At 61.6% G+C, this 25,993-nt stretch carries 21 protein-coding genes; 5 read left to right on the top strand and 16 right to left on the bottom strand.

From position 1 onward, the window contains the following. Nucleotides 1–8 precede the first annotated feature (8 nt). The 6 genes from NA8A_RS01790 to NA8A_RS01765 all read right to left on the bottom strand — a co-directional run bounded on the left by NA8A_RS01790 (nt 9) and on the right by NA8A_RS01765 (nt 8,218). Nucleotides 9–581 carry a NifU family protein gene (locus NA8A_RS01790; protein ID WP_009755674.1) on the bottom strand — a complete coding sequence of 191 codons (573 nt, stop codon included), beginning with the start codon at nt 579–581 and terminating at the stop codon, nt 9–11. 86 nt (nt 582–667) lie between these two features. Beyond that, nucleotides 668–1,159, bottom strand: a complete 492-nt coding sequence (locus NA8A_RS01785) for a universal stress protein (protein WP_009755673.1) — start codon at nt 1,157–1,159, stop codon at nt 668–670. Between the two features lie 106 nt (nt 1,160–1,265). Next, the gene (gene trpS, locus NA8A_RS01780) at nt 1,266–2,333 is read right to left on the bottom strand and encodes a tryptophan--tRNA ligase (protein ID WP_009755672.1); all 1,068 of its coding nucleotides are present in this window, start codon (nt 2,331–2,333) and stop codon (nt 1,266–1,268) included. Between the two features lie 72 nt (nt 2,334–2,405). Continuing rightward, the gene (locus tag NA8A_RS01775; RefSeq protein ID WP_143087927.1) at nt 2,406–3,605 is read right to left on the bottom strand and encodes an acyltransferase family protein; all 1,200 of its coding nucleotides are present in this window, start codon (nt 3,603–3,605) and stop codon (nt 2,406–2,408) included. Nucleotides 3,606–3,703: 98 nt separating this feature from the next. After that, on the bottom strand, nt 3,704–5,293 hold the full coding sequence (gene murJ / locus NA8A_RS01770; protein WP_009755670.1) for a murein biosynthesis integral membrane protein MurJ: 1,590 nt from the start codon (nt 5,291–5,293) through the stop codon (nt 3,704–3,706). A 126-nt stretch (nt 5,294–5,419) separates the two neighbouring features. Beyond that, nucleotides 5,420–8,218: a [protein-PII] uridylyltransferase gene (locus NA8A_RS01765; RefSeq protein WP_009755669.1), complete on the bottom strand. Its 2,799-nt coding sequence runs from the start codon at nt 8,216–8,218 to the stop codon at nt 5,420–5,422. 146 nt (nt 8,219–8,364) lie between these two features. On the opposite strand from NA8A_RS01765, the gene NA8A_RS01760 reads away from it, so the two are divergent. Further along, nucleotides 8,365–9,327 carry a small ribosomal subunit Rsm22 family protein gene (locus tag NA8A_RS01760; RefSeq protein ID WP_009755668.1) on the top strand — a complete coding sequence of 321 codons (963 nt, stop codon included), beginning with the start codon at nt 8,365–8,367 and terminating at the stop codon, nt 9,325–9,327. A 149-nt stretch (nt 9,328–9,476) separates the two neighbouring features. Here the strand turns inward: NA8A_RS01760 and mutS are convergent, their stop codons facing one another. Then, entirely contained in the window at nt 9,477–12,185 is a 2,709-nt protein-coding gene (gene mutS, locus NA8A_RS01755) for a DNA mismatch repair protein MutS (RefSeq protein WP_051017934.1), read from the bottom strand. Between the two features lie 173 nt (nt 12,186–12,358). On the opposite strand from mutS, the gene NA8A_RS01750 reads away from it, so the two are divergent. Continuing rightward, nucleotides 12,359–14,644, top strand: coding sequence for an NADP-dependent malic enzyme (locus NA8A_RS01750; RefSeq protein WP_009755666.1), 2,286 nt, complete (start codon nt 12,359–12,361; stop codon nt 14,642–14,644). A gap of 100 nt (nt 14,645–14,744) precedes the next feature. Here the strand turns inward: NA8A_RS01750 and olsB are convergent, their stop codons facing one another. The 9 genes from olsB to sppA form a co-directional block, all read right to left on the bottom strand. Beyond that, complete coding sequence (gene olsB / locus NA8A_RS01745) at nt 14,745–15,638, bottom strand: l-ornithine N(alpha)-acyltransferase (RefSeq protein WP_009755665.1); 894 nt, start codon at nt 15,636–15,638, stop codon at nt 14,745–14,747. Between the two features lie 108 nt (nt 15,639–15,746). Continuing rightward, the gene (locus NA8A_RS01740; RefSeq protein ID WP_143087944.1) at nt 15,747–17,972 is read right to left on the bottom strand and encodes a PAS domain-containing hybrid sensor histidine kinase/response regulator; all 2,226 of its coding nucleotides are present in this window, start codon (nt 17,970–17,972) and stop codon (nt 15,747–15,749) included. Nucleotides 17,973–18,192: 220 nt separating this feature from the next. Next, nucleotides 18,193–18,690, bottom strand: a complete 498-nt coding sequence (gene lspA / locus NA8A_RS01735; RefSeq protein WP_009755663.1) for a signal peptidase II — start codon at nt 18,688–18,690, stop codon at nt 18,193–18,195. Beyond that, nucleotides 18,687–19,547 (bottom strand): TrmH family RNA methyltransferase, encoded by an 861-nt coding sequence (locus NA8A_RS01730; RefSeq protein ID WP_009755662.1) that lies wholly within the window; start codon nt 19,545–19,547, stop codon nt 18,687–18,689. Before NA8A_RS01730 ends, lspA begins: the two co-directional genes overlap by 4 nt. After that, on the bottom strand, nt 19,544–20,569 hold the full coding sequence (locus NA8A_RS01725) for an RsmD family RNA methyltransferase (RefSeq protein ID WP_040671601.1): 1,026 nt from the start codon (nt 20,567–20,569) through the stop codon (nt 19,544–19,546). The genes NA8A_RS01730 and NA8A_RS01725 overlap by 4 nt, the downstream gene beginning before the upstream one ends. Nucleotides 20,570–20,643: 74 nt before the next feature. After that, nucleotides 20,644–21,606 (bottom strand): bifunctional Delta(1)-pyrroline-2-carboxylate/Delta(1)-piperideine-2-carboxylate reductase, encoded by a 963-nt coding sequence (gene lhpI, locus NA8A_RS01720; protein WP_009755660.1) that lies wholly within the window; start codon nt 21,604–21,606, stop codon nt 20,644–20,646. Between the two features lie 29 nt (nt 21,607–21,635). Then, nucleotides 21,636–21,956, bottom strand: coding sequence for a lipopolysaccharide assembly protein LapA domain-containing protein (locus NA8A_RS01715; protein ID WP_009755659.1), 321 nt, complete (start codon nt 21,954–21,956; stop codon nt 21,636–21,638). Between the two features lie 37 nt (nt 21,957–21,993). Further along, on the bottom strand, nt 21,994–22,302 hold the full coding sequence (locus NA8A_RS01710) for an integration host factor subunit beta (RefSeq protein WP_276274239.1): 309 nt from the start codon (nt 22,300–22,302) through the stop codon (nt 21,994–21,996). A gap of 62 nt (nt 22,303–22,364) precedes the next feature. Next, nucleotides 22,365–23,315 (bottom strand): signal peptide peptidase SppA, encoded by a 951-nt coding sequence (gene sppA, locus NA8A_RS01705; protein WP_040671600.1) that lies wholly within the window; start codon nt 23,313–23,315, stop codon nt 22,365–22,367. Nucleotides 23,316–23,779: 464 nt separating this feature from the next. On the opposite strand from sppA, the gene lptC reads away from it, so the two are divergent. Genes lptC through lptB form a run of 3 tightly spaced genes read left to right on the top strand, consistent with a single transcriptional unit; the run spans nt 23,780 to nt 25,858 of the window. After that, on the top strand, nt 23,780–24,484 hold the full coding sequence (gene lptC / locus NA8A_RS01700) for an LPS export ABC transporter periplasmic protein LptC (protein WP_009755656.1): 705 nt from the start codon (nt 23,780–23,782) through the stop codon (nt 24,482–24,484). 10 nt (nt 24,485–24,494) lie between these two features. Further along, complete coding sequence (locus NA8A_RS01695) at nt 24,495–25,043, top strand: LptA/OstA family protein (RefSeq protein WP_009755655.1); 549 nt, start codon at nt 24,495–24,497, stop codon at nt 25,041–25,043. A gap of 29 nt (nt 25,044–25,072) precedes the next feature. After that, a complete protein-coding gene (gene lptB, locus NA8A_RS01690) occupies nt 25,073–25,858 on the top strand; it encodes an LPS export ABC transporter ATP-binding protein (RefSeq protein WP_051017940.1) in 786 nt (261 codons plus the stop codon). Nucleotides 25,859–25,993: the final 135 nt, after the last annotated feature.

Below are 25,993 nucleotides of genomic sequence, written 5' to 3'. Positions count from 1 at the left end.
TCGGGCCGTCAGACGACCTGCTCGACCTGGCGCACTTCGGGGACGAAGTGATGCAGCAGGTTCTGGATGCCGTGCTTGAGGGTCGCGGTCGACGACGGGCAGCCAGCGCAGGCGCCCTTCATATGCAGGAAGACAGTGCCTTTCTCATAGCCGCGGAAGGTGATGTCGCCACCATCCTGAGCAACGGCCGGGCGAACCCGAGTTTCCAGAAGCTCCTTGATCGTGGAGACGATCTCCTCGTCCGCCGCATCGTAAAACTCGCCGTCATCGGAGGTCGGCAGACCGGAAGCCGCCGGAGCCATGACCGGCTGGCCGGACATGAAATGCTCCATGATGTTTCCCAGAATGGCAGGCTTGAGGTGTTGCCAATCCGGACCGCCATCCTTGGTGACGGTGATGAAATCATAACCGAAGAACACGCCCGTAACGCCGGGAACCTCGAAGAGGCGGCTTGCAAGCGGCGAGGCATCGGCAGCCGTCGACGCATCGCGGAAATCCGCAGTTCCCTCTTCCAGCACAACACGGCCAGGCAGGAACTTCAGCGTCGCAGGGTTGGGGGTCGCTTCAGTCTGGATGAACATCGATCTTAAGTCCGCGTTTTGGAATAATTCTAAAATAGGCGGAAAGTGTCCACCATTCAAGCCGGCATATGGGGTTTGCGGACCCTCTATGCCAGGCTTTCGATCTCTTCGTCGCTGAGATTGTGCGGCACGACGGTGACCGGGATTGGAAATGCAGCGCTCTTGCCGGCGATGGAGGAGACGAGCGGCCCCGGCCCTTCCTTGGCATTGCCGGCAGCAAGAACCAGAATCGCGATATCCTGGTCTTCCTCGATCAGCTTGTGAATTTCATCGGCGGGTTTGCCCTCGCGCACGACCAGTTCCGGTTCGAGGCCGAGATTTTCGCGAATCTTCACCGCATGGGTATCGAGCGCGGCCTTGGCGGTTGTCATCGCCTCCTCGCGCATGATCTGTTCGACGCCGAGCCAATGCTGGAAATCACCCGGCTCGATCACGAAAAGCAGCACCAGACCACCGCTGGTGGCCTGCACGCGACGGGCCGCATAGGCGGCAGCCCTTTCGCATTCAGGCGTGTCGTCGATAATGACGAGGAATTTACGGCGGTGCCCCGCCTCGCGGATCAGTCGTTTTGAGACCATTCACCCGTCCTGTTTCGTGGGCGGGCACCCCGCCCCACACGGTCGCAATCTGCCATTGCCGCTGAAATTCGGCAAGACGATGCGTATTTGCTCGATCACGCGTCGGTCAATCGCCGATCAGCCCGATGATTTCGCGCACCATCTTCATGGTAGCTTCAGCCTTCTCGCGGGCCCGGCCGGAACCTTCCCTGAGAACGCTGTCGATATATCCGGGGTCTGCCGAGATACGGCGCATCTCGGTTGCAATCGGCGAGAGCTTGTCGACAGCAAGATCAGCCAGCGCCGGCTTGAACTCGGAGAATTGACGGCCACCGAAATCGGCCAACACATCGGCGCGCGTCTTGCCCGACAATGCCGCGTAAATGCCCACGAGGTTGAGCGCCTCGGGGCGTCCTTCAAGGCCTGCCTCCTCTGAAGGCAGTGCCTCCGGGTCGGTCTTCGCCTTCTTGATCTTTTTGGAGATGGCGTCTGCATCGTCGGTCAGGTTGATGCGCGACAGATCGGACGGATCCGACTTGGACATCTTCTTCGAGCCATCGCGCAAGCTCATGACGCGCGTCACCGGACCGTCGATCAGCGGCTCGGTCAGCGGGAAGAAGCCGTTGACCTTTTCCTCACCCACGTCCATCTCCACGCCATAGCAGAGATCGGCAATGCGGCTGGAGAAATCATTGTTGAATTTCTGCGCGATATCGCGCGTCAGCTCCAGATGCTGTTTCTGATCGTCACCGACTGGAACATGGGTGGCGCGGTAGACGAGAATGTCGGCAGCCATCAGGCTCGGATAGGCAAGCAGGCCGAGAGAAGCGTTTTCACGGTCCTTTCCAGCCTTGTCCTTGAACTGGGTCATGCGGTTCATCCAGCCGATGCGCGCGACGCAGTTGAAAATCCACGCCAGTTCCGCATGCTGCATCACCTGGCTCTGGTTGAAGACGATATGCTTCTTCGGATCGATGCCGGCGGCCAGGAAAGCCGCAGTGATGGACCGCGTCTGTTCGGCGAGATCCTCATGCACCAAAGTGGCCGTCAGCGAATGCAGATCGACCACGCAATAGATGCATTCGTGGCTGTCCTGCAGAGCGACGAACTTTTGCAGCGCGCCGAGATAATTGCCGAGATGAAGATTGCCCGTCGGCTGAACGCCGGAGAAGACGAGCTCCTTGAATTCGCTCATGATCGTTCCTGAATGCCGGTCCGCGCCAAAGCCGCGCGCGAGACGAGCTTATGAACGAGCGCAAACCCGCAATCAAGCCCCACGGGCCGATTGGACCTGTGCTTCCTCTGCACTGGAGCGGCGCGTCGTGCGCGGGGCAAGCCCCACGAGCAGGCCAAGGCGCCCCGGCAAAAGCTCTGCCGCCATGGCAAACAACAAGGAACCGGCAAAGGTGGCGAACAGGACAAGCCCGTATTCCTCCCAAACACCGAGTCCCAGCGGCAACACGTAATAAAGCGCGGCAACGACAATGGTCTGGTGGACGATATAAAGCGGGAAAACCTTGCGGTTCAGCCAGGCCACCGTCTTGCTGGGGCCATTGATGTGGAGGGCGGCAAAACCGCACAGCATCAAGATCATGACCCAGGCAAGCGCCAGTAGAAGAGCCTTGTAGAGCGGGGTCATGCGATCGTAATCGCCGATGGATAATCCGCCGAGATCGGTCCATGAGAAGGCGTAAAGCACCAGGGTCAGGCCCATCGCCATGGCCGCGCTTGCCCAGCGGCGGGCAACGAGCCCGTCGATCAGAGAACGGTGATGGCGCGCAAAGAGGAAGCCGAGACCGAACCAGCTTGCCCATACGGCAAACCACGCACCGTCATTGTAGAGCGAGTTGGTCTGGCGCGGAAAAATGGGCGACAGGGCCAGATTGAGAACCAGCGGCAGCAGGAAGAACAGGTAGACGAAGGGAGAGGCCGCCGTTCTCTCGAACCAGTCCGTCACGGGTTTTGCCCGGGGATGATCCAGCAGGCGGAAGACCGGATAGCAGACGAAGGTCATCGACAGGAGATAGGCGACGAACCACATATGCGCCCAGGTGAAATTGCCATCGGGATATTTGCCCTCGGTGAAATAGCGCGTCAGCCAGAAGGTGAGGAAGGACCCCTGATACCCTTCCTCATACATCCGCTCGTACCAGACCTGCGGCACGACGATGACGCACATAGCGAAAATAAGCGGCGGGAAGAGGCGCAGGAAACGGCCCTTCAGAAAGGCAAAGCTGCTCACGCGGCGGAACACGAACCATGTGCCCATGCCGGAAACGAAAAACAGCAACGCCAGCCGCCAGGCCCGCGGAAATTTCATGATCAACGAAAGGGCAGGGCTGCCGTCCGGCGCCTCGATCAGCCATTTCATATCCGGAAAGAAGGCCACCGAAGCGTGATAGGCAATCAGCAGCAGGAATGCCGAGACCCTCAGGAAGTCGATATAATAAAGCCGTTGCTGCTGCACGTCGCCGTCTCCCGCTGCGCCCGCATTGGACGCGGGAGACGGCATGCTAGCAAAAAGGGTTTCGATTTCCGTTAATGGCAGGCCGTCAATGCCAGCCGTCACTGGCCGGAAGCATCGACCTGCTTCGGCTTCCTGCCGCGTCGAACAGAGCGGCTGAGCTCGCTGCGGTCTATTCCCCCGCTGGCCAATGCAACGCCGAAATAGACAATCGCGGCCACAAGAATGATGCCAATTGCCGTCAGGAGGCGTATCAGCAGATGACCGTGCTGCACAAAGTCTGCGAGCCCTGTCAGCAGCGCCCACACGGCCACCCCCATCGCCAATGACGCGACGAGCATGAAGAAGATGCGGCGCAGCGTGATCGCGGAGGGCCGAAAATCACCCCGCCGCCAGAGCGTGACTGCCAGAAGCAGAACATTCACCCATGCTGAAACAGACGTTGCTGCGGCGATGGCCACATGGCCGTAGAGCGGAAAGAAGATGAGGCTGAGCACGATGTTAACGACCACGGTGACCAGCGAAAACCACATCGGCGTCTTCATATCCTCGCGGGCGAAGAAGCCGGGCTGGAACACCTTGGTCAACACATAGGCCGGCAGGCCGCTTGCAAAGGCCGCCAGTGCGGCAGCCGTGAGAGCCGTGTCGTTGGCGGTGAACTGACCGCGCTCATAAAGCAGCGAGACGATGGGGCCGGGCATCACCATCAGGCCGATGGCCGCCGGCAGAGTGAGCCCGAGCGCGAATTCCAGCGAGCGGTTCTGCAAGTGCTGGGCGTCGTCGAAATCACCTGCCTTCAGGGCACGCGCCAGCTCCGGCAGAAGCACGACACCGACCGCGATGCCTATCACGCCAAGCGGAAGCTGGTTGATGCGGTCCGCGAAATTCAGAAGGCCGATGGCATTTTCCTGCGTGGAGGCGATGATCTGCCCCACCAGAAGATTGATTTGCATGATGCCGCCGGTGACCAGCGCCGGCGCCATCAGGACGAGGAGCCGCTTGACGCCGGGTGTCAGCCGGGGACGGCGCACGCGCATGGAAAAGCCTTCGCGGCGGGCGCCCTGGATGAGGAAAGCGAGCTGTGCCAGACCGGAGGCGAACACACCCCAGGCAAGCCAGACGCCGGTGCGCCGCGGATCAAGCCCCCAGTAAAGGGCGGCGAGCAGAACGCCGATGAGGATGACGTTCAGCAGCGTGGGCACCAGCGCGGCCAGAAAATAGCGGCGCATGGCGTTGAGAATGCCCGAGAACATCGCCACCAGCGACATGCAGAACAGGTAGGGAAACATGATCCGCGTCATCAGCACGGTCAGGTCGAATTTTTCCGGCGAGGTGGTGAACCCCGGCGCGATGATGGTTGCGACGAGAACGGGCATGGCGATCATCGCCAAGGCCGAAAGGCCAAGCAGAACGGTGATCAGGACCGCCAGGACATCTTCGCCGAAACGGCGCGCGGCTTCCAGGCCACCGCCCTCTATTTCCTTGGCGAACAATGGGATGAAGGCCGTGTTGAACGCACCTTCGGCAAACAGCCGGCGGAACAGATTGGGAAAGCGGAAAGCGGCATAGAAAGCGTCTGTCACCGGCCCAACGCCGATGGCAGCCGCAATCAGCGCCTCACGCGCGAAACCGAGAATGCGGCTTGCCATGGTGGCGCTGCCGACGCTTGCAAATTTACCGATGAGGCTCATGGAAGATGCGACCTGAGGGTGAAGGCGTGAAACCGTATACGATTGAAATATATGCTCATTTGAGGCCCCATGCCGAAACGTTGCAGCGCGCGACGCACGACGCAATTGCGCCCTTTGTTCCCGCACTCATTCGGCGGCCGTCCTGGACTTACCCTTGGCGGGACGCTGGACGCCATGTTCCAGCGTTTCAAGAAGAGCACGGCAGATGGCGTCGAGACGATCGGGACTGACGATCTTCTGACCCGTCAGGTCCGTCACGTAGAACGTATCGATGACTTTCTCGCCGAATGTGGTGATGTGCGCGGAGGCGATGTCGAGCGACAGGTCGGATAGTGTCTCCGTCAACTCGGAAAGAAGCCCTGGCCTGTCGAGGCCCTTGATCTCGACAACCGAGAAACGGTTCGACAGGGCATTGCCGATTTCCACGCGGGGCTCCACCCGGAATGCCCGTGTCGAACGGCGCGGCCTGGCGCGTTTCTCGATTATCTCCGGCAGATAGGTCTTGCCTGACAGCACATCCTCAATCAGCCGGCCAATGCGCTCGGCGCGGCGGCGCTCGTCCTCGTCGAAGTCGAATTCGCGGCCGATCAGGATCGTATCGAGCGCCCGCCCATGGGTGGTGGTGAAGATTTGCGCATCGACGATGTTCGCCCCGGCCGCTGAGCACGCACCGGCGATGACGGAGAGCAGACGCGGGTGATCCGGCGCAAAGACGGTGACCTCCGTCACGGCCTCGAATGTGTGCGGCTTGACCATGGTGGCAAGCGGCTTCTTCTGGGCCTCGGCCTCGCGGATGAATTCAGCGTGGCGAACCTGGTCGTCCAGATCGACGGCAAGCAGATAGGCCGAGTAGTGAAGGCCGAGATAGCGCTCCGTTTCGGCTTCCGCCCAATCACGATCGGCAAGAGCCGCCGCCAGACGCTGGCGCGCCTCATCCGCACGGGTGGAACGCGAGGCTTCCGAGAAGCCGCCGGTCAAAAGCAGCTCCGTCTCGTAGTAGAGCGTGCGCAGCAACTGGCCTTTCCAGCCGTTCCAAACACCGGGGCCGACACCGCGTATATCGCAAACCGTGAGCACAAGAAGCAATTTCAGCCGTTCCACGGATTGCACCAGATCGGCGAAATCCTGGATCGTCTTGCGGTCGTTGAGATCGCGGGTCTGGGCCACCATGGACATGTCGAGATGATGCTCGACCAGCCAGGCAATCATCTCGGTTTCCTTGGCATCGAAGCCCATATGCGGGCAGAGCCTGCGGGCGATGCGTGCGCCTGCCGTGGAATGATCCTCGGGCCTGCCCTTGGCAATGTCGTGCAGCAGGACAGCCGTATAGAGCACGGGCCGCCACGCCTTCAGCGAGGGCATCAGCGAATGGGAAAGCGGATGCAGCTTCTCGCCATCGCCATGCTCGATCTCGGACAGGACGCCGATGCAGCGGATGAGATGCTCATCCACCGTGTAGTGGTGGTACATGTTGAACTGCATCATCGCCACGATCTTGTTGAAGTCGGGGATGAGCTTGCCGAGAACCCCGGCCTCGTTCATGCGGCGCATGTTCAGCGCGGGATCGCGGTCCGAGGTCAGGATATCCATGAAGAGGCGGTTCGCCTCCTTGTCGCGGCGCAGGTTGCGGTCGATCAGCTTCAGCGAGCGGGTGAGCAGCTTCAGCGCTTCGGGGTGATATTCCAGCCCATGCTTGTCTGCGAACCAGAAAAGCCTCAGCAAATTGACCGGATCGCGCTCGAAAACCCCCTCGTCGGCCACGTTGATGCGATGATTGTCGACGATGAAATCGCTCGTTCCGGCAAGCTTCCGGCGGCGGCGCGAGAAGCTCATGAACAGGCGATTGAAGCCCGGAGCATGCTTGCCCTGTTCTTCCTCAAGCGCGGCGCAGAAAATGCGCGTCAGGTCGCCGACGCCCTTGGCCGTCAGGAAGTAGTGCTTCATGAAGCGCTCGACAGCCGAAAGGCCCGGATGGCTGGTGTATCCAAGGCGCTCGGCGATATCGCGCTGAATATCGAAGTGCAGCCGCTCCTCGGCCTTGCCGGTGAGAAAGTGCATGTGGCAGCGCACGGCCCAGAGAAAATCCTCGGCCTTGCGGAACTGCAGGTATTCCTGTCGGGTGAATACCCCCTTGCCAACCAGTTCCTCGGCCTCGCGCACACGGTAGAAATATTTGCCGATCCAGAACAGCGTGTGCAGATCGCGCAGGCCGCCTTTGCCGTCCTTCACATTAGGTTCCACCAGATAGCGGCTCTCGCCGGCCTTGGCGTGGCGCAGATCGCGCTCGGCGAGCTTGGCCTGGCTGTATTCGGCGCCGGTGTCCTTGACGACTTCCTCATCGAAACGCTTGACCATCTCGTCGTAGAGGGGCTCTTCCCCGCAAATGAAACGCGCCTCGAGAACGGCAGTGCGGATCGTCATGTCCGTCAGCGCCTGGCGCATGCATTCATCGATGTTGCGGGTGGCGTGACCCACCTTCAGGCCCATATCCCAGAGCATGTAGAGCACATATTCGACAATCTGTTCGCCCCAGGGGGTCTGCTTGTAAGGCAGGAGAAACAGAAGATCGATATCGGAACCGGGCGCCAGCGTGCCGCGGCCATAACCGCCGACCGCAACGATTGCCATGCGTTCGGCAGCCGAGGGGTTTTGCGTCGGATAGACGTGGGTCGCCGCGAAATGATGCAGCGAGGCGATGATCTCGTCCATCAGATGAGAAAGACGCGCAGCACAGGCGGTGCCGCCGCCATCGGCCATCAGCATGGTTTCGGCAACCTTGCGGCCTTCCGCGACATGCTCCTTCAGCGTCGCCAGAACCGCCTTGCGCAGTTCGGGTTCGCTCCTGTCTTTGGCGAGAGCGGTCAGCTCCGCACGCAGAGCAGAGCCATCGATGATCTGATCGAGCTTGAGAGGTACCTTGGCCATGGACTTCCCGTGTTGGCCGCAGCGAAGCGGTGTTCGCCCGGCGTCGGCGGCGCTGTATAGCGCGTTTTCGGCTCCCTGGGTAGTTGCAGCGGCAACTCCTGGCCGCTATCCCGGTTCAGGTTTTCAACACAAAGGGCGCCTCGGACATGGAGCTTCCCGCCGCACTTCGCCAGGCAGTGGATGCCACGCTCGAAGGAACGCCGCTTGCCGAAATTCAGCGTGCCGCGGAGCTGCTTTCACGCCGCTACCGGGCCGAGACACGCGACGGCAGATTGCATGTGGCCGACGATCTGGCTGCAAAAGCCTATCTTGCCACACGGTTGCCGGCCACCTTCGCTGCCGTGAGACAGGCACTCGGTGAAGTGGCGATGCGGAGGGAGGGCTTTTCGCCGGCGACCCTGCTCGATGTGGGCGCGGGGCCGGGAACGGCGCTTTGGGCTACCCGCGACAAATGGCAAGGCATCGCAAGCGCGACCATGGTCGAGGCAAGTCCTGCCATGCGAGAGGCCGGCATACGGCTTGCGCAAGCGGCGACCGGAATTGCTGTCTCCTGGAAAGCGGCAAAGGTTGAGGACGGACTTTCCGACCTTGAAAAAGCAGACCTCGTGACACTGTGCTATGTGCTGGACGAACTCGCCCCCGCAGCGCGCGATATGCTTGTCGACAGGTTGTGGACGCTTGCCAGCGACACGCTGGTGATCGTGGAACCGGGCACACCGGCCGGCTGGCAACGCATCGTTGCGGTGCGGAAACGCCTGATCGCGGCAGGGGCGCATGTCATCGCCCCGTGCCCGCATGAAGCCCCCTGCCCGATTGCTGCGCCGGACTGGTGCCATTTTTCGCGGCGTGTCGCCCGCTCGCGCCTGCATCGCACGGCCAAGGGCGGCGAGGTGCCATGGGAGGACGAGAAATTCAGCTACGTCGCCGTTTCGCGCCATCCCGTCGATGAGCGCCCGGCCCGTGTGCTCGCGCCACCCCGCACCGCAAGCGGCATGGTTCGGCTGAAGCTCTGTCTCGCACAGGGAACCGTGGAGGAAAGGCTGGTGACCCGGCGCGAAGGCCCGGCGTTCAAGACAGCGCGCAAGGCCGGCTGGGGCGACGCGATTTAGAGCATTTCGCAGTCAGGCGGGCTGGAGGCTGTCTTTGCCATTCCGGCCTGGAGCGGTTCACCGTTTCATGTAAACGCTTCTCCGCTCCATCTCCTTGTTTTTGCGCATTTATGCGGACGTCAGATGTTTCCATCTGACTGCAAAATTCTCTATTTCCCGGCAGCGAGCTGCTTCAGCCGGTAGAGCGCTTCCAGAGCCTCGCGCGGGGTCAGATCGTCGGGATTGATCGCGCTCAGCTCGGCTCCCAGCCGGTCCGGCGTCTTCGGCGCTTCCGCTTCCTTCTTCATGGCAACGGAAAACAGCGGCAGATCGTCGATGAGCTTCGATGCCTTGCCGGAGGTCTCGCCTTCCTCAAGCTGATGCAGAACCTCGCGGGCGCGCTCGACAACGGCATGCGGAAGCCCTGCGAGCCGCGCGACCTGCACGCCATAGGAGCGATCGGCCGCGCCTCGACCGACCTCGTGCAGGAACACCACGTCACCCTCGAACTCCTTCACCCGCATGGTCACGTTGGACAGACGTGGCAGCTTTTCCGAAAGTGCCGTCATCTCATGGAAATGCGTAGCGAAAAGCGCCCGGCAACGGTTCTGCTCGTGCAGATATTCGACCGCCGCCCAGGCGATGGATAGGCCATCGAAAGTGGCGGTGCCGCGACCGATCTCATCGAGAATCACCAGCGCGCGTTCGCCCGCCTGGTTCAGGATCGCCGCCGTCTCCACCATCTCGACCATGAAGGTCGAACGCCCACGCGCCAGATCATCCGAAGCGCCGACGCGCGAGAAGAGACGGTCCACCACGCCGATGCGGGCCAGCGCCGCCGGCACAAAGGATCCCATCTGCGCCATGACCGCTATCAACGCGTTCTGGCGCAGGAAGGTCGACTTACCGCCCATATTGGGGCCCGTCAGCAACCAGATCGCGCCGTGCTTCTCGCCCTCCACCGGCGAAAGGTCGCAATCATTGGCGACGAAGGGCTCCGCGACCTGCCGGCGCAGCGCCTGTTCGACAACCGGATGGCGCCCGCCTTCGATGTGAAAATCGAGGCTGCCATCCACATGCGGGCGGCAATAGTTTTCGGCCTCGGCAATCTGGGCAAGAGCAGCCGAAACGTCGAGCACGGCCAATGCGTCGGATGCGGCGCGGATGGCGTTCGCCGCCCTGACCGCCTCGTCCAGGAGCACGTCGAAGACGCCGAGCTCGATCTGCAACGCGCGGTCGGCGGCATTGGCGATCTTCGTCTCAAGCCCCGCCAGCTCCGTCGTGGTGAAGCGCATGGCGTTTGCCATGGTCTGACGGTGAATAAAGCGCGCCTTGGCTTCGTCCGAACCGGTCATCACCTCGGCATTGTTGGCCGTAACCTCGATATAGTAGCCAAGCACGTTGTTGTGCCGGATTTTCAAAGAACGGATGCCGGTCTCCTCGGCAAGCGCCCGCTCCATCTCGGCAATCACCCGGCGCGACTGGTCGCGCAGGGCGCGCATCTCGTCCAGCTCTTCATTGTAGCCGGCGCGGATGAAACCGCCGTCACGCTTCAGAAGCGGCAATTCCTCGGCAAGCGCCCGGTCGAGATGGGCGGCAAACTCCATGGGAAGCGCGGCAATGCCGGAAAGCGCTGCAGCGATCTCAGCCGGAACCGGCTTGCCGTGCAGGATTTCGGCAACGCCGTGCGCAGCCTCGAAACCCGCCGCCAGCGCACCCAGATCGCGCGGGCCGCCTCGATTGAGTGCCAGGCGCGATAGCGCACGGGCAATGTCCGGCACGCCCTTGAGAAGACCGCGCGCCATGTCGCGCAGCGACGGCTCCCCGAGGAAAAACGAAACCGCATCGAGCCGCGCGCCGATTGCCTCGGGATCGGTAAGTGGTGACATCAGACGCTCGGCCAGAAGCCTGCTTCCAGCTCCCGTGACGGTGCGATCTATCGCCTTCAGGAGACTGCCGTCGCGATTGCCCGAAAGCGTCCTCGCCAGTTCCAGATTGGCGCGGGTGGCGGGATCGATGAAAAGTGCCGCCTCCTCCTCGTCGCGCTCCGGCCGACCGAGCGGAGGGCGTTCGGCCTTCTGCGTCTTTTCCACATAGGCGACGGCACCGGAGATCGCCGAGAGCTCGGCGCGCGAGAAGCGCCCAAATCCCTCCAGCGTCGCCACGCCATAAAAACGCGTCAGGCGCATTTCGGCGGAGGCGGAATCGAACAGGTTCCCCGGCTGCGGGCTGGCGGTGCGACCAACGACATCGAAGACCGGCTTCAGCTCCGGATCGTAATAGGCCGGGTCGGGCACGATCAGCTCGCGCGGATCGATGCGCAATATGTCGGCCAGGAGCCGGTCGGGCCGCGTCGCGGCAACGCGGAAGGCGCCGGTGGAAATGTCGATCCAGGCAAGCGCCATGCTGTCGGCATCGCCGCCTTTCACCCGGCCGAGTGCCATCAGATAATTGGCCTCGGAGGGATCGAGCAGCTTTTCCTCGGTGATGGTGCCGGGTGTCACCAGGCGGATCACATCGCGCTTCACGACGGATTTGGCGCCGCGCTTCTTGGCTTCGGCGGGATCTTCCATCTGTTCGCACACGGCGACACGATGGCCGAGCGCGATGAGCTTCTGCAGATAATCGTCGGCGGCGTGTACCGGGACGCCGCACATGGGAATGTCGTCGCCCTGATGCTTGCCACGCTTGGTCAGCGTGATGCCAAGGGCGCGGCTGGCCACTTCGGCGTCTTCAAAAAACAGCTCGTAGAAATCGCCCATCCGATAGAACAGCAGCGAATCGGGATTCGCCATCTTGATCTCGATAAACTGCGCCATCATAGGCGTCGCCCCTTCGGCGGCGGCCTGCAATGCCCTTTGGTGCACGGGTTGGCGCATCGGCGTTTCGTCGTTCAAGGAGATCACCCCTGCCTTGGTGTGGCGTTGAATGAACAGCTTCTATTTGCTTGGCCATTTACTGGGCGAAAGTGTAGCCTTATGCACCTGTCACTCGCAAAACTCCACAGAAAGCACGAGCCAAAGGCCGATCCCCGGGAGGAACGAACCAAATCATGCCTGCCAACGACAAGAATGAACGCCAGGGACCATCGGTGAGCCCGCAGGAGGCTCTGGACTTTCACTCCATGGGCCGGCCCGGCAAGCTGGAAATCACACCGACCAAGCCGATGGCCACGCAGCGCGACCTCTCGCTTGCCTATTCGCCCGGCGTTGCCGTCCCCGTGAAAGCCATTGCGGAAGACCCCAGCCGCGCCTTTGATTACACGACGCGCGGCAACATGGTGGCTGTCATCACCAACGGCACGGCGATCCTCGGCCTCGGCAATCTCGGCGCGCTCGCCTCCAAGCCCGTGATGGAGGGCAAGTCCGTCCTTTTCAAGCGCTTTGCGGATGTCGATTCCATCGACCTTGAAGTGGATACGGAAGACGCCGACGCCTTTGTCGATTGCGTGAAGCTGCTCGGCCCGTCCTTCGGCGGCATCAACCTGGAAGACATCAAGGCGCCGGAATGCTTCATCATCGAGAGCCGGCTGCGCGAATTGATGGACATTCCCGTCTTTCATGACGACCAGCACGGCACGGCCATCATCGCCGTCGCGGGCCTCATCAACGCGCTCGACCTGACGGGACGCGACATGAAATCCACACGGCTCGTGTGCAATGGCGCCGGTGCGGCGGGCATTGCCTGTATCGAGCTTGCGAAGTCGCTCGGCTTCTCGCCCGAGAACATTCTTCTCTGCGATACCAAGGGCGTGGTCTATAAAGGCCGCACCGAGGGCATGAACCAGTGGAAATCCGCCCATGCGGTGGAGACCAAGAAGCGAACGCTTGCCGAAGCGCTGGAAGGCGCCGACGTGTTCTTCGGCCTCTCGGCCAAAGGCGCACTGACCCCGGCCATGGTGCAATCCATGGCAAAGAACCCGATCATCTTTGCCATGGCCAACCCCGACCCGGAGATCACGCCCGAGGAAGTGGCCGAAATCCGCACCGACGCCATCATGGCCACAGGCCGTTCGGACTATCCGAACCAGGTCAACAATGTGCTCGGTTTTCCCTATATCTTCCGTGGCGCACTGGATGTGCGAGCAACCACGATCAACGATACCATGAAGGTGGCCGCCGCGGAGGCGCTTGCCGAACTTGCCCGGCAGGACGTGCCCGACGACGTGGCGGCGGCCTATCAGGGCAATCGTCCGAAATACGGGCCGAACTACATTATCCCCGTGCCCTTCGATCCGCGCCTGATTTCAGCCATTCCTGTGGCGGTTGCCAAAGCGGCGATGGATAGCGGTGTTGCCCGCCGGCCGATCCTCGACATGGAGAAATACGCCAACGAACTCTCCGCCCGGCGCGATCCCATCGCCTCCACATTGCAGCGCATCTATGACCGCGTGCGCCGCCAGCCCAAGCGCATGGTGTTTGCCGAAGGCGAGGAAGAGCAGGTCATGCGCGCAGCCGCTTCCTATGTGAACCAGAAGCTCGGCACCGCCATTCTTCTGGGCCGCGAAGAACGGATCAAGGAAACCGCGCGCAACGCGGGCGTCGATCTTTCCAAACCGGGTATCGAGATCATCAATGCGCGGCTTTCGAGACGCAACGGGATTTACGCGGACTTTCTCTATGAACGGCTGCAACGAAAAGGCTACCTCTTCCGCGACTGCCAGCGCCTGATCAACAACGACCGCAATCACTTCGCTGCGACGATGGTCGCTTTAGGCGACGCGGACGCGATGGTGAGCGGCGTGACGCGGAACTACTCCACCGTGCTTGCCGATGTCAGCCGGGTAATCGACGCACGCCCAGGCCACCGGGTGATTGGCTGCTCCATCGCCCTGTGCAGGGGGCGCACCGTGCTCGTGGCCGATACGGCGGTGCATGACATGCCAAATTCGGAGGAGCTTGCCGATATTGCGGAGGAGGCTGCCGGGCAGGCGCGGCGCATGGGCTACGAGCCACGCGTGGCGATGCTCGCCTATTCGACATTCGGCCATCCGCCCGGCGAGCGTGCCGAGCGCGTTCAGGAGGCGGTGAAAATCCTCGACAAGCGCCGGGTCGATTTCGAGTATGACGGCGAAATGGCCGCCGATGTGGCCCTCAATCCCGACCTCATGCAGCAATATCCGTTCTGCCGCCTGTCGGGACCGGCCAACGTGCTTGTCATGCCGGCCTTCCACTCCGCATCCATCTCCACAAAGATGTTGCAGGAACTGGGTGGCTCGACTGTGATCGGCCCGCTGCTCGTGGGCCTCAACAAGCCGGTTCAGATCGTTTCGTTGAACGCGAAGGATTCCGACATCGTCAACATGGCAGCGATCGCCGCCTACAATGCGGGGGCCTGAGGGCGACTAGATCGGTTCACGGAAACCCTGAACCGATCTATCTCCTTGTTTTTCCGCATTTATGCAGACGTCAGGAGATTCCACCTGACTGCAAAATGCTCTAAGCTGCGAAACGCTGGGCGTCGGCGCCGTAATAGTTGATGTAGCGGTCGGAAATCGCTTCGACAGGCAACACGACGAAAACATCGGTCGTAGCGAAATCGTGGTCGACAACGCATCCCTCGCCAAACCGGGCGCCAAGCCGCAGATAGCCCTTAACCAAGGGAGGCATGGCAGCCAGCGCAGAGCGCGCCTGGATGGCTTCCTTCGGCATCAGGTCCATCGGCGCGAAGCGTGCATCCAGCGCACGGACATGCCAATCGGCTTCCGCCTGGCAGAAATGGCCGAGGAAGGACAACGCTTCCGCATGGGCAGCCGGCACGACGCCCGGGAAAGACGCACACCCCATCATCACATCGATGCGAAGGCGACGGCAATAAGCCCAGATGCCCTGCCACAGGAGCTCAATGGTGCGCTTGGTACGGTAAGCCGGCAAAACACATGAGCGGCCCAGTTCCAGAAACCGCCGGCCCGTATGGCGGGCCATGAGGGTTTCTATTGCGAACTCGTCCTGCGAATAAAAGCGACCGGCCTTGCGCGCGCCTTCCGGCGGGAGCAGGCGATAGGTACCGACGATACGATCGACATCATCCCCCTCAAGCGAGGTGTCGACCACCAACAGATGATCGCAAACGGCATCGAAACCGTCCGTATCCCGGTTTTGCGAGGCAACCGCGGCGGAAGGCCGGGCACCCATCTCGTCGAAAAACACGCGGAAGCGGATTGTCTGTGCAGCCGCAATTTCAGCGGGATCGCGCGCCAGCCGCACTTCCAATGGGCCGATACGGCCCAGCAGGCCATCTTCGGAAAGCTCACTCAACACACCGGCATCCCCCGCCAGGGGCGGCTGACCGGCAGGCTCGTTGAAAGCGGTGTTCAGCGTCATGACTTGCATTGCTGATTCTCCTCCGCGTTGGATCGACGCCGGAATAGTCGCCTGTTGCGACAGAACTATGACGATAGCGTCACAAAGCGTGAGCGGCAACCGCCGGCTCACCCAAGGTCAGGCTGCCGCGTGCATCTCCAGCGCAGCAAGCAGCTTATCCGGATCGAGCGGTTTGGTCACGAACCCATTCGCGCCGTGGGCAAGAACACCGTGACGTGTCTTTTCCTGCCCATCGGCGGACAAGACCAGAATCGGCACAGGGGCAATGCCCGTTTCCTCTTCGTGACGACGGATGGCGTTGATCGCGTCCAACCCGTCCATAACCGGCATGTGAAGGTCCATAAGCACCACGTCATACCGTTTCACGGAATTGCTCACCGCTTCCAGCGCAGAACGGCCATTGGATACGAGATCGACCTCGTGACCGGCCTTCTTCAGGGCCGCACGCGCCAGCATGGCATTGATTTCATTGTCTTCCGCTACAAGAATCCGGAGCCCCCTCTTCGCTTCGGCAAGCTGCTTGCGACCCTTGGCATCCCGCGCCTCACTCACCGGCCATGCGATTTCGCCGTGCTCGCTCAAGAGCTGATGCAGCAGCGTCTTTCCGCGAACGGGGCGCGCGAGAAATGCGCCATATCCCGAGGCGCGGAACGCCGCCAGACGGCCTCGCTCGGACGGTGTGATCAGGGTCAGAGCCCTGCCCGCCCCGACGCCCAGCTGATGCAGCCGCGTGATGAGGTTGCCGTCGTCAGCTTCCAGGGTCGCATCCACCAGCACCGTATCGAAAGGTTTGCCGGCTTCCTTCGCCAGGCGCGCCGCATCCTCCGGCCCGGTCGCAATGACAGCGGAACCGCCATATGCGCGGATCGTCATTGCAATGGTTTCGGCTTCCTCGAGATATGGGGAGAGGATGACCGCGTTCACCTCGTAAAGGACGGGGTCGGCATCCGCCTCTTCGTGCGCGCCCGTCCCCAAGGGGAGCACGACGGCAAATTCCGAGCCTTCGCCCGGTGTGCTCGCCACGGCAATAGAGCCGTTCATGGCATCGACAATGCGTTTTGTGATGGCCAACCCCAGCCCTGCCCCGCCATGCCGCCGCGTGGAACTGCCGTCCACCTGCTCGAAATCCTTGAAGATGCGCGTTATGTCGGCCTTCTCCATTCCCGGCCCGGAATCCGTGACGGCAAAGCGGATCGCGGGAGCGCCATTCTTTTCTTCCCGGGTCACGCACACCGTAACGCCACCTTCGTCGGTAAACTTGACCGCATTGCCGAGCAGGTTGAGAAGCACCTGGCGCACCCGACCGGGATCGGCCGTGATGCGGCTTGGAACATTGGGAGCGATGTAGCAACCGAGCCCGATCTTCTTGGCAAAGGCCCGGGCTGCCAGCAGCTCAACCACATTCTCCACCATCTCGTGCACGAGAATGCTTTGCGGTTCCAGCTCCAGCCGCCCGGCCTCGATCTTCGAGTAGTCGAGCAAGTCCTCGATCAGGGCGAGAAGCGCGCTGGCAGAGGTGGAAACCGCACCCACATAGGTGCGCTGCTCGGGCGTCAGCCGCGTATCCGCCAGAAGCGTCGCCATGCCCATGATGCCGTTCATGGGCGTGCGGATCTCGTGACTGACAGTGGCGAGAAAACGCGACTTGGCATGGCTTGCCTGTTCAGCGCGCTCGCGCGCATTGATCAACGCCCGCTCCGCCCGCTTGCGGGCCGTGATGTCCCGCGCGATGGCGCGATGCGAAACCGATCCCGCCTTCTCGTCGCGGACGGAATGTTCTATCCAGGAATACCAGCGCACCCCGTGGCGCGTGTGAATGGCCACATCGGTGGAGCTGAGGCACTCTCCATCCGAGAAGGCCGCATCGGGCACAAGGCCGATGTCAATCCCCAGTTGGCTGAGGGTCCGGCCCACAAGCTGCTCGGGTTCGCGATCCAGCAATTCGGCGAAAACCCGGTTCACATAGATGATCCGTCCGCCGCGATCGCGGTGAACGATGAGATCGCCCAGCGCGTCGACAAGCCCCTGAAACCGTTCCTCGCTCTCACGCAATTCCCACATGCGGTCGGCGAGGTCTTCCATCTCGACGCGGCTGACGGCTTCCTTGCGGGCGACTTCGGAGAGAAGACGTTTGTCCGCATTGGCCGCGCGAACCGTGACCAGAAGACTGAATGCTCCCAGGATTGCCAGAAAGAGCCCGATCAGCGGAGACGCGCCCGTCAGATGCGCGATGCCTGCAATGAGCAGGATCGCAAGGCTCAACATCATTTCTCCGCCACGATGTGGCGGCACCAGTCCCTCCGAAGCGAGGGCCGGAGCCAGGGCGGGCGACTTGATACGCATGCGCCGCGGCTGCACCTTTTCAGATGCGACCGGTGTCGCGATGCGCTCAGCCAAGTCTTTTTTTCCCGCCGTTTCCATGGGGCGCACTGTAACGAGCAAGAATTACAGAAGCTTTTGGCGGGTGTTTCCAATTTTAACGATCGGCAAGCATCGCCGACCGTAAGGGTTCATGCAGCCCATCGACCGAAGAAGGGGAAAACGGGCGAGGCCTCCGCCGCGGTCAATCCGCCTGATTGCCTCTTCCCCGGCGGCCACGCCGCCAGTCGAGAAGCTCTTCGAGTATGACCAGGCCCGCGCCCACCGTGATGAACACATCGGCAAGATTGAAGATGGCGAAGGACCAGACCGGCGTGTGGAAAAACAGGTAATCGGTCACATATCCAAGCGTCAGGCGGTCGATGAGATTGCCAATGGCGCCGCCGAGGATGAGTGCAAAGCCGAGCCTTGCCCAAACCTGCGCGGCCCCCGTTCGCATGGCGAGAAAGCCGATGAACAGAATGACCAGCGCCATAACGATGCTAAGGCCGATGCCGCTCATGCCGGAGAACATGGAAAAGGCGATGCCGGTGTTGCGCGAGTGAAGGAGCGAGAAGAAGGGGAGGATATCGATACGCTCATAGAGCGGCATCGCGGTCTCCACCAGCTCCTTCACGAGCTGATCGGCAAGAGCGAAGACGAGTGTCAGCACGCCATAAAAGGCGATGGCGCGCATGCTCATGCCTTGCTCCTGTCGTCGAGGGGAAGAACATCGCGCCGGATTTCATAGAGCATGACGCCGGTCGCGACCGCGAGATTAAGGGAATCTGCCCGGCCAGCCTGCGGAATGCGCACAAGCGTATCGCAGGCGGCAGCGAGTTCGGCGGTGAGCCCCTGCTGCTCGTTGCCCATCACAAGCAGGGTTGCTCCCCTCGAGTAATCGACTGTGCGATAATCGACAGAACCTTCCAGATGGGTACCGACCACCCTGCCGGAAAAGCCCTTTCGCCAGGCAAGGAAGGCTTCCACGCCGGCGCGCACGATGGGGACCGCAAAAACCGAGCCCATGGTGGCCCGCACCGTCTCGATGGAAAAAGGGTCGGTGCAATCGCCGATGAGTATCACGCCCTTCGCGCCCACCGCATCGGCGGTGCGCAGGATGGTGCCCAGATTGCCGGGATCGCGCACACGGTCGAGCGCGATCCAGACGTCGCCTGCGGCCGGCTCCACCGCGTCGAGCGGCAGCGTTTTCTGCTCGAAAACACCGACGACCATCTGCGGATTGTCGCGCCGGGTGATGGCGGAGAGGACCTTCTCGCTCACGACAAGCACGAGCCCACCGGAAGCGACCGTGCGCGCGGCGAGTTTCTCGACCGCTTCATTGCCCCGCCCGGCCTTCGCATAGAGCAGGGTCCGGACGGTCCATCCAGCTTCGAAAGCATCGATGACGAGCTTCAGCCCCTCGGCCATGAAGACATGCTCGCGATCGCGGAACTTCTTCATGGACAGCGCTCGGATGTCCTTGATGATCGGATTGGTGAGGCTCGTGACTTCCTTCACCTGTCCCGTGCGTTTCCTGTCCCGGTCATGCGTGCTCATGAGGCCACCCAGCGAGAAAAGAGCGATGTGGAAAGCGCCCGGCCCGCCGATTGCTCGCGGATGATCAATTCGCCGGATTCGATGCGCCCACCCATGCCCGCGAAGATGTCGCGCATCAACGCATGAATGGCGAAGAAGGAGGCGCGAATGGAATAGGCCGTGAGCACGACCGCCAATGGCTGCGGCGACAGAATGGAACGGCACAGCTCGGCCAGATAGGGCAGGTCCTCGAACAACTGCCACACTTCGCCCTTGGGACCTCGCCCATAGGCCGGTGGATCGAACAGAACGATGTCGTAGCTGTTGCCGCGCCTTGCCTCGCGCTCGGCAAACTTCACCGCGTCCTCGCAGATCCAGCGGATCGGCTTGTCGGCAAGTCCGGCAATTTCCTGATTCTCGCGGGCCCAGCCAATCGCCTTCTTGGAGGCGTCCACATGGGTGACCTCGGCGCCGGCACGGGCAGCGACCAGCGAGGCAAGCCCCGTATAGCCGAACAGGTTCAGAACCTTCACCGGGCGACCGGCGCCGAGCACCAGTTCTTCCATATGCGACCAGTGGGTCGCCTGTTCGGGAAACACGCCCACATGGCGAAACGAGGTGAAGCGGCCAAGGTAGTCGATACCGTCATGGCGCATCGGCCAGGTCTCGCCCAAAGGCTCTCGCGGGAACCGCCAGCGGCCCATGCCCTCTTCATCGGTGTCTCCGGTGAAGATCGCGTCCGCACGGTTCCATTCGGCAGGACCGAGCGCAGGGCGCCAGATCGCCTGCCCTTCGGGCCGCACGATCCGGTATGGGCCATATTGCTCCAGCTTGAGGCCATCGCCCGAATCGAGCAGCGCATAATCCTCGTTGGGCCGCACTTCCAGAATGACGGGCAGGCGCTCGTCGGGCAGCCGTCCCTGACGGCGCGGTGGCGGCGCGCGGCGCGCAGGCTCCTCCTGCCGCGGTTCGTTGTCACGCGGGGGCTGGGGCTTCTGCTGGGGGCGCCGGTCGTTCCGGCGCTTTGGGCGCTGAGGCTTCAATTCCGTGTCCGCCAATCCGCAAATGGTGCCGGGCTTCTGCCACAGGGCTTGCGGCAAGGCAATGTTGCCGCGCTTCAGGCCCGGTGCTTCTCGTAAACGGCAATACCCGCCGCCAGATCCTCGATGGCTGCCCCAACAGACTTGAACAACGTGATTTCATCGTCGCTGCGGCGCCCGGGCTTGTCGCCGCGGGTGAGCTCGTAAAGGTCGGCGCAGATTTCCTCTTCCTTCAGAGCGCCCGATTTGAGCGCCTGAACGATATCGCCGGCCTCCTTCACCGCGCCAGCTCTCGTATCCACGAACACCGACGCGCGGCGTACCGCTTCATCATCGCTCTCGCGCATGGTCGGGGTGAAGGCGCCGATCAGATCGACATGCGTCCCAGGCTTGAGCACCGCGCCGCGCACCAGAGGCTCGTTGGAAAGCGTGGCGCAGGACACGATGTCGGCCTCGGCCACCGCCTCGTCCAGATCGCCCGCCACGGCCGCGTTCATACCCGCAGCATTGAGGCTGTCGACAACCTTCTGTGCATTGCCGCTGGATCGGTTCCAGATGCGAATCTCGGTGATCGGGCGCACAGCCGAATGAGCACGCGCCAGATGCGGTGCAAGGGCACCGGCCCCGACGATCAGCAGCCGGGAAGCATCCTGTCGCGCGAGGTAGGAGGTTGCCAGACCGGACGCGCAGGCCGTACGCCAGGCGGTGACACGCTGGCCATCGATCAGCGCCAGCGGTTCGCCCGTGCGGCCATCCATCAGAAGATAAACGGCCATCACTGCCGGCTTTCCGATCGCATTGTTGTCCGGTGAAACGGTGGCGATCTTAACGCCGATATAACCGTTGCCGACCTCCGCGTTCGAAAAATCGTTCCATGCCGGCATCAGAAGCAAGGTCGCATCGCTGGCTCCGGGGCGTTCCACCGTGTGGTGATGGCGAACCGGCTGCACCGCGCCCTGGCGGAACGCCCGACGCAGCGTTTCAATCAGACCGGCATGGTCCAGACAGGAATCGACATCGTCGGCGGAGATATTCAGCATCAAGGGTATATCCGTTTCAGGAAAAGGCGTCAGGAAGAGTGTGGCAGCTGTGGGGCGCCGCTTGCGCGCATTGCGGTTTCACGCAGCTGGTCGACCTCTTTCTTGCGGTCGCGCGCAACCCGGCGATAACGCCCCTGCCGCAGCCACGTGGCAAGGCTGCCGATCACCATACCAAGCGCAAGCGCGGCAAAGAGATAGACAAAGAGCGGCCAGTTGACCGTCAGAACCGGATTGCCCGGATTGAAAGGATCAAGCGTGAACGGCACCAGGCCGCGATTGGCAACAGCCAAGGCGACGATGATGACCGCCAACGGCACCAGGACGAGAACGAGAAGAAGGCGGTTGGCCATGAAACTTGCTGCTTGGAACGTATCGTTTCGGGAGGGCTTACTTTTCGATGTTGAGCCGCTCGCGCAGCTCCTTGCCGGTCTTGAAGAAGGGCACCCACTTCTCCTCGACCTCAACGGATTCGCCCGTCCTCGGATTGCGCCCGACACGTGCGGGACGGTTCTTCACCGAGAAAGCGCCAAAGCCCCTCAACTCCACCCTGTGCCCATCGGCTAAGGCATCGGAAATTTCCTCGAAGATGGCATTCACGATGTTTTCGACGTCGCGCAAATAAAGATGCGGATTGCGGTTGGCGATCGTTTGCACGAGCTCTGACTTGATCATGGTTCTTTCCGCCGCTGTGTTGATCTGTTCCCGTCGCCCTGGATGCCCGGCATTCGGATGATTTTGCTTGTTTTTTTGTCAGGCATTTATCGCTTTTCAGGTTGCCAGACCGACAGCATACCGTCAAGGAAGATGCGATCCGCACCCAGTTCGCGCAATATTTCTGCGCTGCCGGAGGGAGTTCCGAGAAGGCGCGTTATCATTTCGGGCAGGAAATAGCTGCTTGCAAGTTCGCGCTTCTTCCACTCGACGACTTCGAGATCGTCGCTGACACCCTGGCTCACGAGCCATGCCTTGGCTTCACGTTCGCCACCCAGCTCGTCAACCAGCTTGTTTTCAACCGCCTGACGGCCAGTAAAAACCGACCCGTCGGCCAGACGCAAAACCTCGTCACGGGTAAGTGGCCGGCGTTCCGTCACCAGATCCACGAACCAGGCATAGCTGTCGAGGATCATGTTGCGGATCATCGCACGCGCCTCTTCGCTGGTCGGCTTGAAGGGAGACGGCTCGGCCTTGAGCGGAGACGATTTTATCTCTTCCAGCTTCACGCCGAGCTTTTCCATCAGGCCGCTGACGTCGGGATATTGAAACAGCACGCCGATGGAGCCGACGATGGAGGACTGACGCGCGACGATGTGATCCGTGGCGCTGGCGATCATGTATCCTGCCGACGCGGCGAGCGTGCCCACCTGAGCAACAACCGGTTTTTCGGCAGCGAGCCGCCGGACTTCCTCGTAGATCGCCTCGCCACCGGCCGTGGTGCCGCCGGGAGAATCGACCGTCACGATGACACCCTTCACACCCGGCGCCTTGCGAATGCGATCGAGACGCTCGAGCAACTCGTCGTCTTCCATGATCGTGCCGGTGATCTTGATCTGCGCGATATGATTGGCGGAAGTGCCGGCAGCCGCGCCATAATAGCGCTGGGCGGCAATCGCCACCGCGAGCACCACAACCGCCAGCGCAACGATGCGCCAGAAGGTCAGCTTGCGGCGCAGGCGGCGGCGGTCGATCAGGTCGTCAGCTCGAATGGACATGTTCGCCTCGTTCACGCTGGAGATGCTTCATGAACCAGCGCTTTTAGTCCAAAGGGTGGCGCGGGGCTACTGTTCAGCCACAAGAATCGGCTGGAAATATTGCGCCTTCGGCAGATGTATCGAGATCCTGGACGCCGACACGGTAAAATTGCCGCGTGAAGCGCATGATCAATCGCCCCTTGCAGGCTCGAGAAACGAAAAATGAGCAAGAAAATGCTTCTTCCGACGATAATTATCGGGCGCAACGATGTTGTCGTTAATCCAAAAATAGCCATATTGGAGTGAGACTTGGCCGGATGGGACCTCTTCTTGCGATAATTGTCCCGCAAACCGTGCATTTCACCCCTTCCAGCGACACCTTAACGTCACTGGAGAAGTTCGATTATCAGCCGGTGCGCTGCCGGTAAAAAGCACTTTTTTTTCAACCGGGCGCGCGACCGAAATCCCGGATATGCGGGACGAGTATGAGCAACCAGGCACACAAAGCAGCGATGGCCGGCGGCGGCAGCCGTCAAGGTCTACCGGAAAGCAGCGAGCGCGGCGAGGAAGCCTTTGCGCGCGCCACGCGCCATTCACGGCTCGTGCGCGCATTGAAAATCATGCTGCCGGCTGCCGCTATCCTCGTCTCCGTTGCCTTTGCCGGCTATTCCTTCCTCTCATCAGCCATGAACGGTACGGTCGATCTTGCTTCGGCATCCATCGAGAGCGGCTCGCTGGTGATGGCGAGCCCTGAGCTCAACGGCTTCACCAGCGACAACCTGCCCTACAAGATGACAGCCGAGCGCGCGCGCCAGAAGATCGGCAGTCAGGATGTGATCGAGCTCGAGGGCATCCGCGCCCATGTGCCCGTCGACAAGGATAATTTCGCTACCATCCAGGCCGAAGACGGGGTCTACAGCCGCGGCGACAACAAGCTCGACATCAAGAGCCCGCTTCTCCTGAAAACCACCTCGGGCATCACGGCCAGGCTCGAATCGGCCAGGATCGACATCGAGAAAAGCACACTCGAAAGCCCTCATGCCGTCGAGATCGAACTTGACGGGACGAAGATCGCAGCCGATTCATTCGCTGCAAGCGACGGGGGCAAGGTTTTCGTGTTCGACAAGCGCGTTCGCGTTACAATCGATCCCACGCAGCTTAAAAACGCCGCCAAGGGACAAGAACAGTGAGAAAAACGCGATGAGGCTCCACAGGTTTGCCCTTCCCGCACTGCTGGCGTTCGCCGGCCTTACCGGACCGGCCATGGCCCAGGACGCACAAAGCCGGCTTACCGGCCTTCAGCTTTCAGGCGACAAGCCCATCCAGATCGAAAGCGACAGGCTGGAGGTCCGCGAGGGCGAGAACGTCGCCGTGTTTTCCGGCAATGTCTCCGTTGCGCAGGACAAGACCGTGCTGAAATCCAGCAAGATGACGGTCTACTATCTGAAGGATGGCGGTTCGGCCGCAACCGGAAGCGCGAATATCGACCGGCTGGAGGTGGACGGAAACGTCTACGTGAAGTCGGATACCCAGGTTGCCACCGGCGACAAGGCGACCTTCGACATGAAGTCGGAAGTGCTGGTCCTTTCAGGCAAGGAAGTCGTGCTTTCGGAAGGCGACAATGTGATTGTCGGCTGCAAACTCACCGTCCAGATGAAAAACGGTCAGGCCAAGCTCGACAGCTGCAAGGGCAGCAAATCGGCCGGCCGCGTCAAGATGCTCCTCACGCCCGGATCCCAGAACAGGTAGTTCCGCCGTTGATTTCGAAGTTGCGTAAAATAAGGGGCGGCAGCAAGCAGGCCGCACCCGAAAATCCTGCGAGCGGCAAGCTCAAGGACTACAAGGGCACGCTGATCGCCCGTGGTCTGACCAAGGCCTACAAGGGGCGGCAGGTCGTCAGCGGCGTCTCCATCGGCGTGCGGGCGGGCGAAGCCGTCGGCCTCCTCGGACCGAATGGCGCTGGCAAGACCACCTGTTTCTACATGGTGACGGGCCTCGTGCCGGTCGATCAGGGAACCATCCACATCGATGGGCATGACGTCACTTCCATGCCCATGTACCGGCGCGCCCGGCTTGGCATCGGCTACCTGCCGCAGGAAGCCTCGATTTTTCGCGGGTTGACGGTCGAGCAGAATATCCGCGCCATTCTCGAGGTGGTGGAGCCAAGCCGCAAGGAACGCGACAAGAGCCTCGATGCGCTGCTTGAAGAGTTTCACATCAGCCATCTGCGCAAGTCACCTTCGGTGGCGCTGTCGGGCGGCGAGCGGCGGCGGCTCGAAATCGCGCGCGCGCTGGCCAGCCAGCCGAACTTCATGCTGCTCGACGAGCCTTTTGCCGGCATCGACCCCATCGCCGTAAGCGATATCCAGCAGCTCGTGCGCCACCTGACGGCGCGCGGCATCGGCGTCCTCATCACTGACCACAATGTGCGGGAGACGCTGGGCCTGATCGACCGGGCCTATATCATCCATGCAGGCCAGGTGCTCACCCATGGCCGTCCCAACGATATCGTCGGCAATGCGGATGTCCGCCGCCTTTATCTGGGTGAGGGTTTCACGCTCTGACACAGCCGGAACCGGCGAATAACACTGTTTTTCGCCGTTTCTGCGCCGCGATTTGACCCATTCGGTGGTCGGACCGGCTCATTTCTCTTGACAAGCAAATCTCGGGCCAATTGAATCTGCCCCCGGTCCGGCGCC

The organism is Nitratireductor indicus C115, assembly GCF_000300515.1.
Classification (GTDB): Bacteria; Pseudomonadota; Alphaproteobacteria; order Rhizobiales; family Rhizobiaceae; genus Nitratireductor; species Nitratireductor indicus.
This window is presented reverse-complemented; position numbering and strand designations above follow the sequence as displayed.